The organism is Exiguobacterium sp. K1 (genome assembly GCF_033721435.1).
Taxonomy (GTDB): Bacteria; Bacillota; Bacilli; order Exiguobacteriales; family Exiguobacteriaceae; genus Exiguobacterium_A; species Exiguobacterium_A artemiae.
In genome coordinates, this window is the sequence record NZ_JAOTIT010000008.1 from 117,068 (window position 1) to 131,472 (window position 14,405).

The following is a 14,405-nucleotide window of genomic DNA, read 5'->3' on the forward strand; positions in this document are numbered from 1 at the left end:
TCTTTTTCATAGAGTTTTCTTAGTAATGTAATTGTAGAATTGCTTATTTTGAAATAAAATCATCCGCTCGACAAAGGATGGTCACCGCCCAGTTCGGATGAATTCGAAATCCTTGGACAGAACGTGGTGATTCCGGAAGCACCACTGCTGTCGCTTCAATCAGATCAAGCTTTCCAAAACGTTCACGGACTCTTCGAATCAACTGCCGCATATGGTCATACGTGATATCTTGTCCACTTAGCTCAGACAAGGCAGCTTGCAGGACGGGATACGTCTGAAACACAGATTGATTTAACAATACAAGGGTCAAAAACATATGTTGATTTAACATCTCACTTGATTGACCGGCTACATGTAACATTTTCCCGGCATCCGAACTTTTTAGTAATAGTTCACCCTTCTCCGGTTTCGTCTCATGAAACGTTTCTTCATTGATAATCGTTTCACGATCTGCCGAGATTTTCCGGTAGTAGATTCGGTCCAGTACATACTCATCCTGCACGATCATTTCTGCGCGATAACGGTCAATTCGTATTTGATCGATATCACCTTCGATTTGCGATTCCAAATCTTCAAGCTTTTGTAACGCCTCCCGTGTTATCGCCACTCCACAATTCACGAGAAAGATATTCGCTAAGATCAGTTGTGTATCACTTAAGATGTCTGTCCGTGTTCCATCAACTGCTATTTTTAAATGATAGGCAGCTTGTTCATACTCACGTTCACGATACAAAATATAACCTAATCGGTAATTTGCAATCGGATGATGTTTCTCCATTTTAATGGCGTCCAGTAACCACCTTTTAGCCTGACGATAATCCGGAGTGTCCGACAGCTTGTAGAATTCTGCCTGACGAACAAGTAAGTCAAGGTGTGCTTTACGCTTGATAGCCCGTTCCTCTTGGGTTTCGTTCGGTAATTCCCGGCGGATTCGTTGCGCTTCCAAATATCCTGACAGTTCCATTCCCTGTGACTCCTTCATTTTTGACGTGTGACAGCCTGTCACAGCTCCCTTGCTAAACTAAAAACAACTTACAAAACAAGGAGCTGTTTGAAATGACTAATTCAACGATTCTATTAGCACGACACGGTCTAAACCGGGAAGACCGATTCAGCAAAACGCACGTCGCCTTTTTGACTGACTCCATTTTACAATATCCGGTTGAAGACTGGAGCGATCGTCGGCTGATCGAGTGGATTCAGCAGGTTCCTTTTAATGATTTACCGGGTCGTGAAGCGATGCTTGATCCTTCGACAAATGATTTGCCTTATCAATCCTTTGATCCATATATTCGGGGCATCGTCCGTTGGCTGAACTCTCTCGACATCGCGACGTTGTCTTGTTGCGACGGACATGGCCGCGGACGGGCTTCCGTTACGTTAAAACAACTTCCATCCCTTGAACAGTGGCAGATGCTTAACCTTGCGTTGCCACACCAAATGACGATGCATTTGACGCGTCTGACGTTACAACTCGATTACCGGAAAAGTGGATTTTCTTCTTTACTATCCTTAGCGGAGCGTCTTTACCGGTTGTCCGAAGACCGGAGCTATCTCCATACCTTACAACTCGAACAATTTAAACATCGATTGCTGACATGGCTTGATATCCCGGGTGTCAGCAAACGGGAGCGACTGGTCGCGATGCATCTACGAAATCACTTAAAATCGAGCACGGATTTCCCGTATACCGATAAGCAGGGAAATGTTTTGGCGACGATCCAGTGTGGTGTCGGACCGACCGTCTTGCTATCAGCTCATATGGACACGTTTGAATCAAAGGACGAACACCGGACCATTTTCGAAGACGGGACGACACTGTGCAGCTCAAGCGGTACTCTGGGAGCAGATGATCGAGCCGGCATCACGGCGATTCTCGAAGTCTTCGATCGTGTGCAAAATACAAACTTCTCCGGTACTCTGAAACTCGCTTTTACCGTTCAAGAAGAAATCGGATGTCGCGGCGCGGCAGGCATCGATCCCGCTTTCATTCAAGATGTGGATGCTGCCATCGTCGTCGACCGCCGGGGAACGCGTGATATCGTCACAGCCTGCCGAAACCTGATTCCGTTCTGTCCGTCCAATTTCGGTTCGTTGTTTGAAGAAGCAGGACGCTTGGCCGGAATGCCCGATTGGCAGACGACCACGAACGGCGGATCAAGTGATGCCAAGGTATTTGCCGGCTTCGGCATCCCTTCTGTCAACCTGTCTGTCGGATACATGCATGAGCATACCGAACACGAAACGGTTGATTACGCAGCGACGTTTGAGACAGTCGCTTTGATTGAATCCGTTCTGCATCATCAGCTCATCCCGCTTCGTACTTGAGTATCGTCCAGACGTCACCGAAAAAAGCGCGCCGCGGCGCGCTTTTCTATTATCCGACAATCAGTACCGGAGTCGTTTGGCTTCGAGCTTTTTGGACCGGACACTTACGCCAATCGCCAGCACGATATAAGCAAACCCGGCAAACATCGCAAATTGTCCGTACGAAACATCCAACCAGGCATTGAACCCAAACAGCGGAACCGCAAATAAAAAATAAAACGGATATTGAATGCCGGAGACGAGATCAAACCAAAGCTCGCCCAACCAGTACCGTTCAAAGAACGTCACCAGATAGACCACGGTCCCGGCAACAAAACCGAAGCTGAGATAATAGAACACAAACAAAAGCGTCTTTTCTTCGCGTACGAGCATTACCGAACCAATTAAAAAGACCAGCCAGGCAAGCGAAGACACGATTTGAAGCAGACCAATCGTACCGTCGGGATGAATACTCGCCGGCCAGGCATTGATACCGATTGTCGCAAGCAAAAGCACGATAAATAAAGCGAGATACTGTTTTGTCGAACGAACCATGATGGTGTTCCTCCTAAGTATGAAATTACATTAGTGTTATGTTCTCTTAATTGGATTTAAATACCTTTTAATACAAAAAAATAAAGCATCCAAGTCTTTCCTCATATATCGAAACGAGGCAGTCCTGGATGCTTTTATTTTGATTACACGCCTTTTACTTCACTTCTAACTTCACATCATCAATCGTCACGTCATGTGCCGCAAACGGCGAACCGGCTGCTTTCCCAAGCAGGAACTTCAGTCCGGCTGTATCATCCTGACCAAGCGTAAAGTCAAACTGATACGTTTTTGCTTCCGTGCCCAGTTCGACGATTTCACTGAAGTAACGTGTATACGCTGCATTTTCGACCGTCACTTCCAGTGGTCGGGCAACTGTCGACGATGCCTTAAACGTCAGTCGGTATGTCTGTCCTTTGACGAGCTTTAAGTTGCCTTGCTCGAGCAGAACGCTCCATGGTTCCTGTCCTTCTGACGTGATGGCGAGTTTCGCTGCGTCATTGACGTTTGAAACGACGGCTTGCGCGTCATAGTGGATATACGAACTCCAGAAGTTCAGTCCGTCCGCGAACGAACCGTTTTTGAGCGGTGACCGATCGACTTCGACCGGTGTGACATCCATCAACTCGACGTCATCGAGTGTCACTTCACCTTTTGCTGTCCCGAAATCGAACTGGAGTTGGCTGTTCAAATCCGTCGCTTGCGTCATCGTAAACGGTACTTCGACTGTTGTTGCCGATTTTGTCACCGGTACGTCATGCGTCGGCAGATAGACTAACATGCCGTCGGCATTCGTCAGTTTGACTTGCAACTGTTTGATTCGTTCGGCTTTCGTTTTAAAACGCAGAACATACTGATGGTTTTCTTTTAATTGGACACCTTGTTGCGTCAAAGTCGCCGGTTGTCCTTTTGACGGATTCGTCTTAAATGTAAAGTCACGTGTCACCGGATCAACGGTTCCCGTACCTTTGGTCTGATCGGCATCAAACTGCCAGTAAGTCAGACGGTCCATCGCGCCTTGATCAAACGTACCGTTATAGATCTGATTGCCGTCCGGTAAAGCTGGTTTGGTTGCCGTTTCATCGATTTCACCGCGCGGTACCTGTTCGACGCGGACGTTGCCGATTTTGACGCCTGCTTTGGCCAGACCCAGATTAAACTCGAGTCGTGCCGCGAGATCCGTTTCTGCTGCCATGTCGAACGCAAACGTGTGGCGTTTGACGGTTGGCGTCAAATCGATCACTTCTTCATTCGAATATTTTGTGTAGCCCCGTTCTGCCCCGCCGCCGACTTTGGCAACGATCGTCCGCGCTTCTTCACTGCTGGCGTCAAAGCTGACTTCGTAGCGTCCGCCTTGAGCGAGCGAAATCTTTTGAATCAATTGGTGAGCATAGTTTTGCGCTCCCGGTTGGTCAATCGTGACACTGGCGAAGCGGGTCCCGTCCTGCTCCGTCACGTCGACCGCCCCCTTACCGCCAAAGTCAGGTAACGTCACATAGTTCCAGTACGTTGGATCGAGTGTCTGCGCGCCGTCGGTAATCGTTTTAATCGCTTTTTCGTACGCTTGATCATACACGAGGTTCCCGTCAGCTAACGGCTGTTTCGCGCCGTCCGGTAACGTCACGTTTTCATAAACCGGCTCGACCGGTTCACGGTAGTCGCGGTTCTTCAGATCATAGACGCGGACATAGTCGACTTCCATTTCCGCCGGGAACTTCGTTGTCGCGTCGACTTCCCCGTCAAACCAGCCGCCGACCGCGAGATTCATCACGAGATAAAAGTTTTGGTCGAAGGGTGCCGGATAACTGTAGTTCGTTGCCGTGTTTTTCCCTTTGCTGTACCAGTCGTTTTGTGTTTGATAGAGGTTACCGTCAACGTACCAACGCAGTTCGCCCGGCTCCCACTCGACCGCATACGTATGCCACTGATCAATCCGTCCGCCGTCCGGGAAATGATAATCCTTGCCGGTGTATTTATTGTTCGGCCAGTTTTCGCCGTAGTGGATTGTGCCGGCAACTTTATCCGGTTGACTGCCCCACGCTTCCATGACATCAATTTCACCGGACGAGGCCCAGGCGCCGTACTTGTCCTGTTCCGGCAACATCCAGAACGCCGGCCATAACCCTTTGCCAGTCGGTAGTTTCGCTTTGATTTCGTAACGCCCGTATGTCTTGCTGAATAAACCTTTAGTCTTTAATTTAGCTGATGTATAGTCGTACGTTCCGAGCGCATCCGTTGTTTTTTCTTCCTGGGCCCGGATGACGAGTTTGCCGTCCCGGATAAAGGAATTATCGGTTTTGTCCGTGTAATATTGTTTTTCGTTATTTCCCCACCCTGGACTGATAGCGCTTCCATTTTGATCAACGATCCAGTTCCCGGTGTCGTAGGTCCACTTCGTCCGGTCGAGCTGTTGTTTCGTAAATTCATCCGACCAGACCATTTTCCATTTCGTATTGTCTTTTTTGTCTGCTTTCTCGGCATGACCGGTCCCGGCGTAGGACAGGACAAGTCCGGTTCCGAGGGCAACTGCGAGCCACTTCTTCATCTGTAATTCCTCCTTTTGAATAAAAAAACAGGCAAGACGATCAATTCGATCTTGCCTGTTCGACGACGTTACGCTTCTTGCGGAAGTGCTGCCTTATGCGTCTGGATGACATTCGCATACCAATGCGCGCTGTCTTTCCAGATTCGTTCCTGTGTATCGAAATCAACATAGATGATCCCGAATCGTTTGTCATAGCCGAAACTCCACTCGAAGTTGTCGAGCAGCGACCAGAGATAATAACCGGCGATGTTCATGCCTTCGTCATTCAGATCCGACACGGCTTGCAAATGCTGCGCGACGTAATCGATCCGGTTTTGATCGTGAACTTTCCCGTCAACGAGCTGGTCATCAAACGCGGCACCGTTTTCCGTGATAAAGATCGGTAAGTCCGTGTATTCGTTGCGCAGGCGGCGAATCAGGTCTTTGAACTCACTTGGGGCGATATCCCAGCCCATGCCGGTTTTGTCATAATCCGAGTACGCGTCTTTGTGTAAGAAATCATTTGCGGCACTGAACTCAACCAGGTTCCGGCTGTAGAAGTTGATCCCGAAGAAATCACACGGCGTCGAAATCGTCGCGAGGTCTCCCGCGTGGATGAAGTCGTACGTATGAACGTATTTCGAGAACAGGTTCATCATGTCGATTGGATATTGTCCTTTGAAGATCGGATCAAGGAACCAGCGATTCGCGTAACCATCGGCATTGTTCATCGCAATCTGATCGTTGACGGAATCCGTTTTTGCGTACTTCGGTGCCAAGTTCAGCGTGATGCCGATCGGCGTCGCTGAGTTGAACTCCCCTTTTAACATCTCGACGGCTTTTCCGTGTGACAACAGCATGTGGTGGACGGCACGGACGGCTTCGTTCATGTCCGTATGGCCCGGTGCGTGTTGTCCGAGGTGGTAGCTTAAGAAACCGGCACACCATGGTTCGTTATGCGTGATCCATGAATCGACGATCCCGTCGAGCTCTTCGAAGCAGACGCGGGCGAAATCGAGGAACCAGTCGACCGAGTCACGGTTGACCCAGCCGCCTTCGTCATACGCCCACACCGGAAGATCCCAGTGGTAGAGTGTGACCGCCGGTTTGATGCCTTCTTCCTGGAGACGTGTCGCGAGTGTCTTGTAGAAGGCCATCCCTTCCGGATTGAACTGCCCTTTGCTCGGGAAGATTCGTGGCCAGGCAATCGAGAAGCGGTACGTATCGACGCCTAACTGTTTAATGTGCTGAATGTCTTCTTCAAACCGGTGGTAATGATCGCAAGCGACATCCCCGTTATGTTTTTCAAAAACTTTTCCGTCCGTGTCGCAGAACGTATCCCAGATCGACGGCGTTCGGCCGCCCTCATCGTGTGCGCCTTCGATTTGGTAAGAAGACGTCGCCGTCCCGAAGACGAAATTCGGTGTAAATTTCATAGGTGTAAGCTCCTTTAACAGTTTATTCTTTGACGGCACCAGCGGAGATGCTGCTGACGATGTATTTCGAGAGGAACAGGAAGGCAATCATGATCGGTACGACGGAAATCGCGATTCCGAGATACAGTGAACCAAGATTTTCTGCAACTTGTGATCCTTTGAGGAAGCCCATCAAGACCGGTAACGTATACTTTTCCGGTGAGAACAGCAGGACGAGCGGCATGATGTAGTTGTTCCACGAACCGATGAACGTAAAGATCGACATTGTCGCGATTGCCGGCATCATCATCGGCAAGGCAATCGTATGGAAGATACGCATTTCGCTCGCACCATCCATCCGTGCTGCTTCAATCAAACTCGGGTGCATGACCGTCTGCAGGTACTGACGGACGAAGAATACCGTGAACGGACTGGCAATCGCCGGAACGATCAGCGGGATGAAGCTGTCGAGTAATCCAAGATTTTTACTGAGTTCGTAGAACCCGATTAATCCGAGTTGCCCCGGAATCATCATCATGACAAGCATGAAGACGAACAGAACGTTTTTTCCTTTAAACTGGTAGAACGCGAATCCGAATGCGGTCATCGCCGAGAAGTAACCGGATAAGACGGTCACGAGGACGGCGATGATCAGACTGTTCTTGAAACCGGACCAGATGTTGACGTAAGAACTTAAAGCCGCATAGTTTTCAGCGAGCGAGTTTCCTGGAATCAACGAGAAACCAGACAGGACTTCTTCGTTTGAGCGGGTCGCGTTGATGATCATCATCAAAAACGGAATGATACAGGCGATCGTCAAAGCAATCAGCGCGATATAGATGATCGCCTTGCCCAGCCAAGGTTTTTTCTGTTTTGGCGGTGTCGTCAATTTCAGCGGGCGTTCGGAACGCTCCGGTTGTTCTTCCGTTTGTGGCACGATCCGACGTGCCTCTGCATTTCGTTCCATCGGTCAGGCTCCTTTCGGTGAACGTTCTTTTCGGAACATCCCTTTGAAGACGATGATTGAAAAGACGAGTGTAATGGCAAACAATCCGTATGCGACCGCAGCGGCGTAGCCGTAGTTGTTGTATTTAAAGGCTTGGTTGTAGAGGTAAAGCACCATCGTGTTCAAGGCACCATCCGGCGCACCGACACCATCCGTAATTAACATCGGCAGGTCAAACAATTGCAGCCCACCGATCAATGACGTGATCATGATGTAGAGCAGAATTGGTTTTAAGAGCGGTAACGTGATCCGCGAGAAGATTTGCCAGCGTGTCGCACCGTCAATCAGTGCCGCTTCGAAATAATCTTTCGAGATACCGGATACTCCGGCCATGACGACGATGAACGAGTGACCGAGCCACATCCAGGTCAAGATGAGGGAAACGGAAATTTGTGCCGTAACCGGTTGTGTCAACCAGTTGATCGGCTCGGAAATCAAACCGATTTTCATCAGCATCATGTTCAGTGAACCGTGCTGCCAGTCGAGCAGGATGCCGAACAGCAAGGCAACCGAGCTGATCGTGATCAAGTTTGACAGGTAGAACGTCGCCCGGAAAAAGGCGAGACCTTTTAACTTGAGCTGTAAATCCGAGAACAGTAAGGCGAGCATCAACGCTCCCCCGATTTGCAGGATGAAGTTCAGTCCCCAAATCTTGATCGTATTGAAGAATGCTTCAATGAAGTACGTATCTCCGAGCAAACGCGTATAGTTCGCGAGTCCGACGAGTTGTTCGCCTTCTGCGCCTGTGTAGTTGGTGAAACTGTAATAGAACGTCAAGGCAACCGGATAGATGCTGAAGATCAAGAAGACGATCCAAAACGGTGCAATGAACAGATAACCATGGCGGTCGAGTTTTTTCACAGGTCAAACCCCTTTCTTAAATAAGAAAAGGTGAAGCGAGGATCGCCCCACCTAGACTCCTTATTCCGGTACTTTAACGTCCGGATACGCATTTTTGACTTTTTTGTAGAATTCAGCAAGTGCTTCGTCTTTCGACTTTTTGCCTTGGACATATTCCATGACTGATGCACCGTACAATGTGTCGAGCTGTTGGTCGTACTTCGTCACGATTCCCGGTGTGATCTTGTCTGCTTGATCGAGGAAGAACTCGTAGTTGTTCTGTCCGCCGAGGAACTCATCTTTGAAGTCGGTTTTGATTTTGTCTGTAACCGGTTTGTAAGCGAGGACGTCCCCTGTTTCTTTCGCCCATTCTGTCAAGAACTCTTCGTCTTGCGTCATCATCTTAACGAAATCATACGCAAGTTTTTGTTTCTTCGAATCTTTGTAGACACCTAACCATGTACCGCCCCAGAAGTATGGGCTCGGTCCGCTTGTGACAGCCCAGTCACCCGCTGATTTTTTTGCATTTTCTTTTAAGACACTGTGTAAGCCCCATGTTGGAAGGACATATGAGAAGATTTCTGTTTCGGTTTCTTTGCCGTTTTCTTTGACTTTAACCGGCTTGTCCATCCCGGCGAACCATGATGGAGACCATTCCGGCGCAAGTGCTGTGTATTGTTTCGTCCGTAATTCTTTTGCGTAATCCATGTAGTTTTTCTTGTCTTCCGTCACGACGAGTTCCTGTTTGTCGTTGACCCAGGCTTGTGGCTCATTTCCTTGTGCGAACCAACGGATTGATCCTTCATCCGGGAACATTTTGTAGCCTTTGCCTTTCATCTTTTCAGCGACTTCGAAGACGCCGTCCATCGAGTTCATCATCGCACCGATTTCTTTTGGATCATCTGTGCCGAGAACTTTTTTCGCGATGCTGCGTTTGTAGTAGACGCCACCTGGTGTCGTTTGCCATGACAAGGCACGAACGTTACCGTCTTTGTCTTTCCCCATGTCATAGACGTACGGGATATAGTCATCTTTGACTTCGCCTGCGTTAAACGGTTTTTCTGAGAGATTTGCCCAGTAGCCGGCATCGACCCATTGTTTTAAGAAGGCAATCTCACCTGTGAAGATATCTGGTGCGCCGACGCCGCTCTCAAGTGCCGGTTTTAATTTTGTCGGGTAATCCGCGATCGGAACGATCGTCAATTCGACTTTGACGCCGTTTTTCTCTTCGAACTTTTTGATTGGTTCTTTTAACTCATCCGTGAATGACCAGATTTTCAAGACTTCCTTGCCGCCGCTCGTTTTTTCTTCTTCGCCGCCTGAACATCCTGCTAAAACGCTTGCCGTTAACGCACCGACTGTTAATACGCTGATTAACTTCTTCTTCATGTCATCCCATCCTTCTGGTGTTTTGGTAGTCCCCTAAGTAAGCGGTCTCATTTATTATTCAAAAATATCGAAAGCGCTTTCGTAAATAGTGTGAAAAAAATTCCGAAAGCCCTTTCGGAAACGTACAAAAAATATAGTATGGATTTCGAAACCGCTCTCGCGTTTTCTCGAAGACAACCTGCGAGAGCGATTTCGAAAAAGTGATTATGCTTTGACAGGTCCCGTCGACTGACGGACAATCAGTTCGACCGGAATGATATCCGTCGTCATGACCCGCTTCTTGTTGACGATCTGTTCGATTAAAAGGTTCGCTGCATGCTGTCCGATCGTATCCGTATCTTGCCGGACCGTTGTCAGCTTTGGTGTAATGAACTTAGCCAGTTCGATGTCGTCATAGCCAACAATCGAAATATCTTCCGGAATCCGTAAGCCAGCTTCATGAATTGCGTCAATGGCACCGATGGCCATTTGGTCACCTGCAACAAAGACAGCCGTTGGTTGTTCCGGCAGTGCGAGTAACTCTTGCATTGCCTGTTTTCCTTCTTCGACCGAAAAGAATCCTCCGCTGACGATATATTCATCAGGAATCGGTAATCCTAAGCGTCCCATTGCTTGTTTGTACCCTTCAATCCGAGCCGATCCTGCGTCAGTCGTACTATCCCCTGCGATATGGGCGATTAGTCGATGACCGAGCTGGTGTAAGTGATTGACGGCAAGTGCGCCGCCGGTCAGATTATCCGAGAAAACGACACTGCAATCCGTACTGTCCATATCAACGACAACGATTGGAATCGTACTTTGAATCAGTTCCTGAACGTGTTGGTCCATTTGATCGGAACAGATGACGACGATGCCGTCGACCGCCCGATGCCGGAAATGCTCGAGATAACTCATGTCCCGATTACGCAAATTCCGTGAAGCGAAGATTAAGTCATAGCCTTGTTGCTCTGTTGCTTTTCGGAAACTTTCGATGATCGCGTTGAAAAACGGATGCATCATTCCGACGCCGTGTGCTTCCGAGAACATGACGCCGATTGTCCAGGACCGTTTTGTCGAAAGTGACTGGGCATGCGCGTTTGGTAAGTAGCCCATATCGGCTGCTGCCTGAACGATTTTTGCTTTCGTCTTCTCACTGACATCGGAATAGTTATTTAAGGCTTTTGAGACCGTGGTGATCGAAAAACCGGTTATTTTCGCTAAATCATAAATTGTACCCATGTAACCACTCCATTTCACCGAAAGCGCTTTCGATAAATTTAGTATAGACGGTGATTTGGAAAGATACAACCATTTTTTTAGAATTTAATCGGAATTTGCAAAATAAATGATATCGCTTTCATTTCTAATCAGAAAGATCTTCAAATAAGAACAAACGTTTGGTATACTATAAGTATCAGCCAACCGTGCTTAAAATTGAGAGGAGCATTACTATGCCGATTACCCCTTATCTTGTGTTCAACGGTAATACCCGTGAGGCGATTCAGTACTATGCCAAAGTCTTCGGCCAGGACATTCCCGAAATCATGGAATTTGGTCCCGGCAATGGTCCGGACGGTCAACCGTTTGAAAAAGATGTCCAGTCGCTTGTCCTGCATTCGCAATTGATTGTTCATGGACACGCGTCATGTTTTCTGATGCGATGCCACATGATCCGGTGACGATCGGTCAAAATGTCACGCTTGCTCTGCACCTTTCAGACGTTTCACTCATTCACGAGACATTCGATAAGCTGGCGCAAGACGGCAATGTCATCATGCCGATTCAAAAAACGTTTTGGAGTGAAGCCTACGGTATTGTCGAAGATCCGTTTGGTGTGCAGTGGCAGCTCAACCATGAAGTGAGTGAAGTGACGGCTTAATTCATTCTTGGTGTCATTCCTTCAATCGCTTTCCTCAAGCGATTGAAGGAATGACATTCTTACCATAAAACAAGGTCTGACAGAATTCGTCAGACCTTGTTTTTATTTTTTAAATCTATTAAACATTCCCTGAATCCGATTTGTTTTTTCGGCCGCAAGAGGTATCTCTAGTACCGATGTTTCCTTCGTCACTTTATTATCAGCCGAATTAGCTAATCCAGTAACTGTTCCAAACAAGCTCTTCACCTTATTCGTTGCTTCACTTTTAGATTCTTCATAATTGAGTAGCTCAATATCAATTTGCTTATGTAATTCTTTCATTTCAAGCATATATTTATGACTTTCAGACTGGGCTTTTGAGTAGCGGTTTACCAATGCATGATATTCAGGCAGCTTCCGCTTTTTTTCCGCCAAGGAAGCATTTCCAAAGAAAAAATCTAACCCTGCATAAACAACTGAATCGTTTAATTTACGATTATGCTGATCCTCTTCCAGCTCGATTTCTGAGATTTCCACCTTAAGATTTGAAATATCATCTTTGAACAATCGTTGTCCTTCTTGTAATGAAACAATTGATTTTTCGATCCAATTTTTTGCATCTTGTGGAGAGTCTAACATGAGCCAAGTAATGCTGATATAAGATTGAATAAATCCTGTAAAATGAATATCAAACGCTGTCTTTGTGAATTTTGCTCTTTGTACACCATAAGCTTTGATGAATTCTTTTAAGGCACTTGCCACCATCTTTTTAGAGTCCTTTTGACTTCGATGATCGTCCATCGCTTGCTCCAGGTAAGTTAACCCTACGTAAAAAGGACCTTCTTGAATCGCTTTAATTTCATTCGTAAACATATCAAATAGTTGTGCCTGTTCAGCTTCTAATTTAATTAGCTTATCTACGATTTCTTTTTTCTCTTTTACTCCTTTGTATACTTTCAACCCTGTTAACATGCCAGAAACCATTAAATCAATCATTCGTTTATTCTCCTTTTATGTACAAGGCAGATTATCAATCGTAAATCTCAATTTGTACTTTTTAAAAGTGTATCAAAGCTTTTTGTAAATTACCATTAAATGGATTATCAGCCGATCACTACAGTAAAACGTGATTGAAGGCTGTTGATATTTAGTATTCTTAGGCAGCGGGTACTACGATTGTTAAACATGACGAATTCGCCGGTCAAGCGAATTCTTTTACGCATCACGGAGATTCTGCTGTTGCATTAGAAGCATGTGAATAGATCTCAGAGTATTTGTTAAAAATAAATTATAAGAGATGATTATTCTAATCTAATAAACATTCTTTTTAGTCTTTAATGGTGGACTAAACCTTTTAATAAAGCTCTGATTACTTTAGTTTAATTTTCAAAATCATAGAGAGTATTCAGAGCTTTATTATTTTTCAGTTTTTTTAAAGTCTTACTTTCTATTTGTCTAATACGTTCACGAGTAACACCAAATATGTGACCTATCTCCTCTAAAGTTTTAGTTTTGCCATCCTTCATTCCGAATCTTAGTTTAATTACTTCTCTTTCTCGATAAGGAAGCATATCAATTTCATCAAGAACAATATCTTTTATCTCATTATTAATTACAATTTCTTCAATCGTTAATATGTTATTCATATAATCTGCATCAATATTTGTTATAAAATCTATTACTTCTGAAGTTCCAGTCTCCGTATTGATGAAGGAATTTAATGACACATCATGTAAAAACTTATGTTCAATTTCTTTTAAATAGTAATATCCATTTTTATCTATACCCATTTCTTCACATACTACATCGACTGATTTTTTTATATTTTCGAATTCTAATTCTTTTTCGATTTTCCGCATTTTAAAAACTTTTTCCATTGCATGCACAGGAATTCTAATCATATATCCTTCATTAATAATAGTTCTTGTCATTTGTTGAACTATCCAATAGGTAGCATAAGTAGAGAGTTGAGCTTCATATTTCAAATCAAATCGATCGATTGCTTTCATTAAACCTATATTACCTACACTGATTAAGTCATCAATAGTTAATGACTTTCCTCTATCACTATAATGAGAAGCAAGTTTTTTTACTAATGCCTGATTATTTTTGATCAGCTTTTCTTTTATCCTTAGTAGTTGAACTCCATCATTTTTTTTCTCATCATAAAGCTTAAATAAATTGCTGTTATCTTTATATGAAGTTTCTTCGATACTAATTTTTTCTGAATCAAACATATTTGTAAAAAATGCTTCTAAATTTAATTCATCATCTTTATCTTCATCACTATCTTCAAATTTAATATTTGACTTTTCTTTATTATCACTATTGCTGTTCTCCACTTTTTTTAATTCTTGTTTAACCTTTATATTTTTATAATCGTTCATTGATAAATAACTAATTAACTCTTGATCATTTAAAGAACTAACAACGCCGAATGTGTCTCTCATATCTTCCTTTAGTTTTGATAAATCAATAACGAAAATATGTTGAACTTGTCGATTTTCAATAAAGTTCGGTAAGGTACGGGGAGAA

The 14,405-nt window shown here is 45.4% G+C and carries 13 protein-coding genes; 3 read left to right on the forward strand and 10 right to left on the reverse strand.

Features of this window, described 5'->3' with window-relative positions; genetic code table 11:
• Positions 1-43: 43 nt before the first annotated feature.
• On the reverse strand, positions 44-964 hold the full coding sequence (locus tag N7U64_RS14590) for a hypothetical protein (RefSeq protein ID WP_318930401.1): 921 nt from the start codon (positions 962-964) through the stop codon (positions 44-46).
• 92 nt (positions 965-1,056) lie between these two features.
• On the opposite strand from N7U64_RS14590, the gene N7U64_RS14595 reads away from it, so the two are divergent.
• Complete coding sequence (locus N7U64_RS14595; RefSeq protein ID WP_318930402.1) at positions 1,057-2,328, forward strand: M20/M25/M40 family metallo-hydrolase; 1,272 nt, start codon at positions 1,057-1,059, stop codon at positions 2,326-2,328.
• A 60-nt stretch (positions 2,329-2,388) separates the two neighbouring features.
• Here the strand turns inward: N7U64_RS14595 and N7U64_RS14600 are convergent, their stop codons facing one another.
• The 7 genes from N7U64_RS14600 to N7U64_RS14630 all read right to left on the reverse strand — a co-directional run bounded on the left by N7U64_RS14600 (position 2,389) and on the right by N7U64_RS14630 (position 11,251).
• Positions 2,389-2,862 carry a hypothetical protein gene (locus N7U64_RS14600; RefSeq protein WP_318930403.1) on the reverse strand — a complete coding sequence of 158 codons (474 nt, stop codon included), beginning with the start codon at positions 2,860-2,862 and terminating at the stop codon, positions 2,389-2,391.
• Positions 2,863-3,016: 154 nt separating this feature from the next.
• Positions 3,017-5,404, reverse strand: coding sequence for a carbohydrate binding domain-containing protein (locus tag N7U64_RS14605; protein WP_318930404.1), 2,388 nt, complete (start codon positions 5,402-5,404; stop codon positions 3,017-3,019).
• Between the two features lie 68 nt (positions 5,405-5,472).
• Positions 5,473-6,819, reverse strand: coding sequence for a GH1 family beta-glucosidase (locus tag N7U64_RS14610; protein WP_318930405.1), 1,347 nt, complete (start codon positions 6,817-6,819; stop codon positions 5,473-5,475).
• A gap of 22 nt (positions 6,820-6,841) precedes the next feature.
• Positions 6,842-7,765, reverse strand: a complete 924-nt coding sequence (locus tag N7U64_RS14615; protein WP_318930407.1) for a carbohydrate ABC transporter permease — start codon at positions 7,763-7,765, stop codon at positions 6,842-6,844.
• 3 nt (positions 7,766-7,768) lie between these two features.
• Complete coding sequence (locus N7U64_RS14620) at positions 7,769-8,665, reverse strand: sugar ABC transporter permease (protein ID WP_318930409.1); 897 nt, start codon at positions 8,663-8,665, stop codon at positions 7,769-7,771.
• Positions 8,666-8,725: 60 nt separating this feature from the next.
• Positions 8,726-10,033: an ABC transporter substrate-binding protein gene (locus N7U64_RS14625; protein ID WP_318930411.1), complete on the reverse strand. Its 1,308-nt coding sequence runs from the start codon at positions 10,031-10,033 to the stop codon at positions 8,726-8,728.
• Positions 10,034-10,237: 204 nt separating this feature from the next.
• Entirely contained in the window at positions 10,238-11,251 is a 1,014-nt protein-coding gene (locus tag N7U64_RS14630; RefSeq protein WP_188005073.1) for a LacI family DNA-binding transcriptional regulator, read from the reverse strand.
• A 212-nt stretch (positions 11,252-11,463) separates the two neighbouring features.
• Here N7U64_RS14630 and N7U64_RS14635 point away from each other — a divergent pair, with 212 nt between their 5' ends.
• Together N7U64_RS14635 and N7U64_RS14640 are read left to right on the forward strand one after the other, a co-directional pair.
• A complete protein-coding gene (locus tag N7U64_RS14635; protein WP_318930414.1) occupies positions 11,464-11,691 on the forward strand; it encodes a hypothetical protein in 228 nt (75 codons plus the stop codon).
• Positions 11,658-11,891: a VOC family protein gene (locus N7U64_RS14640; protein ID WP_318930415.1), complete on the forward strand. Its 234-nt coding sequence runs from the start codon at positions 11,658-11,660 to the stop codon at positions 11,889-11,891. The genes N7U64_RS14635 and N7U64_RS14640 overlap by 34 nt, the downstream gene beginning before the upstream one ends.
• Positions 11,892-11,993: 102 nt before the next feature.
• Here N7U64_RS14640 and N7U64_RS14645 read toward each other — a convergent pair whose 3' ends face one another.
• Together N7U64_RS14645 and N7U64_RS14650 are read right to left on the reverse strand one after the other, a co-directional pair.
• Entirely contained in the window at positions 11,994-12,866 is an 873-nt protein-coding gene (locus N7U64_RS14645; RefSeq protein WP_318930417.1) for a hypothetical protein, read from the reverse strand.
• 383 nt (positions 12,867-13,249) lie between these two features.
• Positions 13,250-14,405: sigma-70 family RNA polymerase sigma factor (locus tag N7U64_RS14650; RefSeq protein WP_318930418.1), on the reverse strand; the 1,156-nt coding region annotated here is incomplete at its 5' end.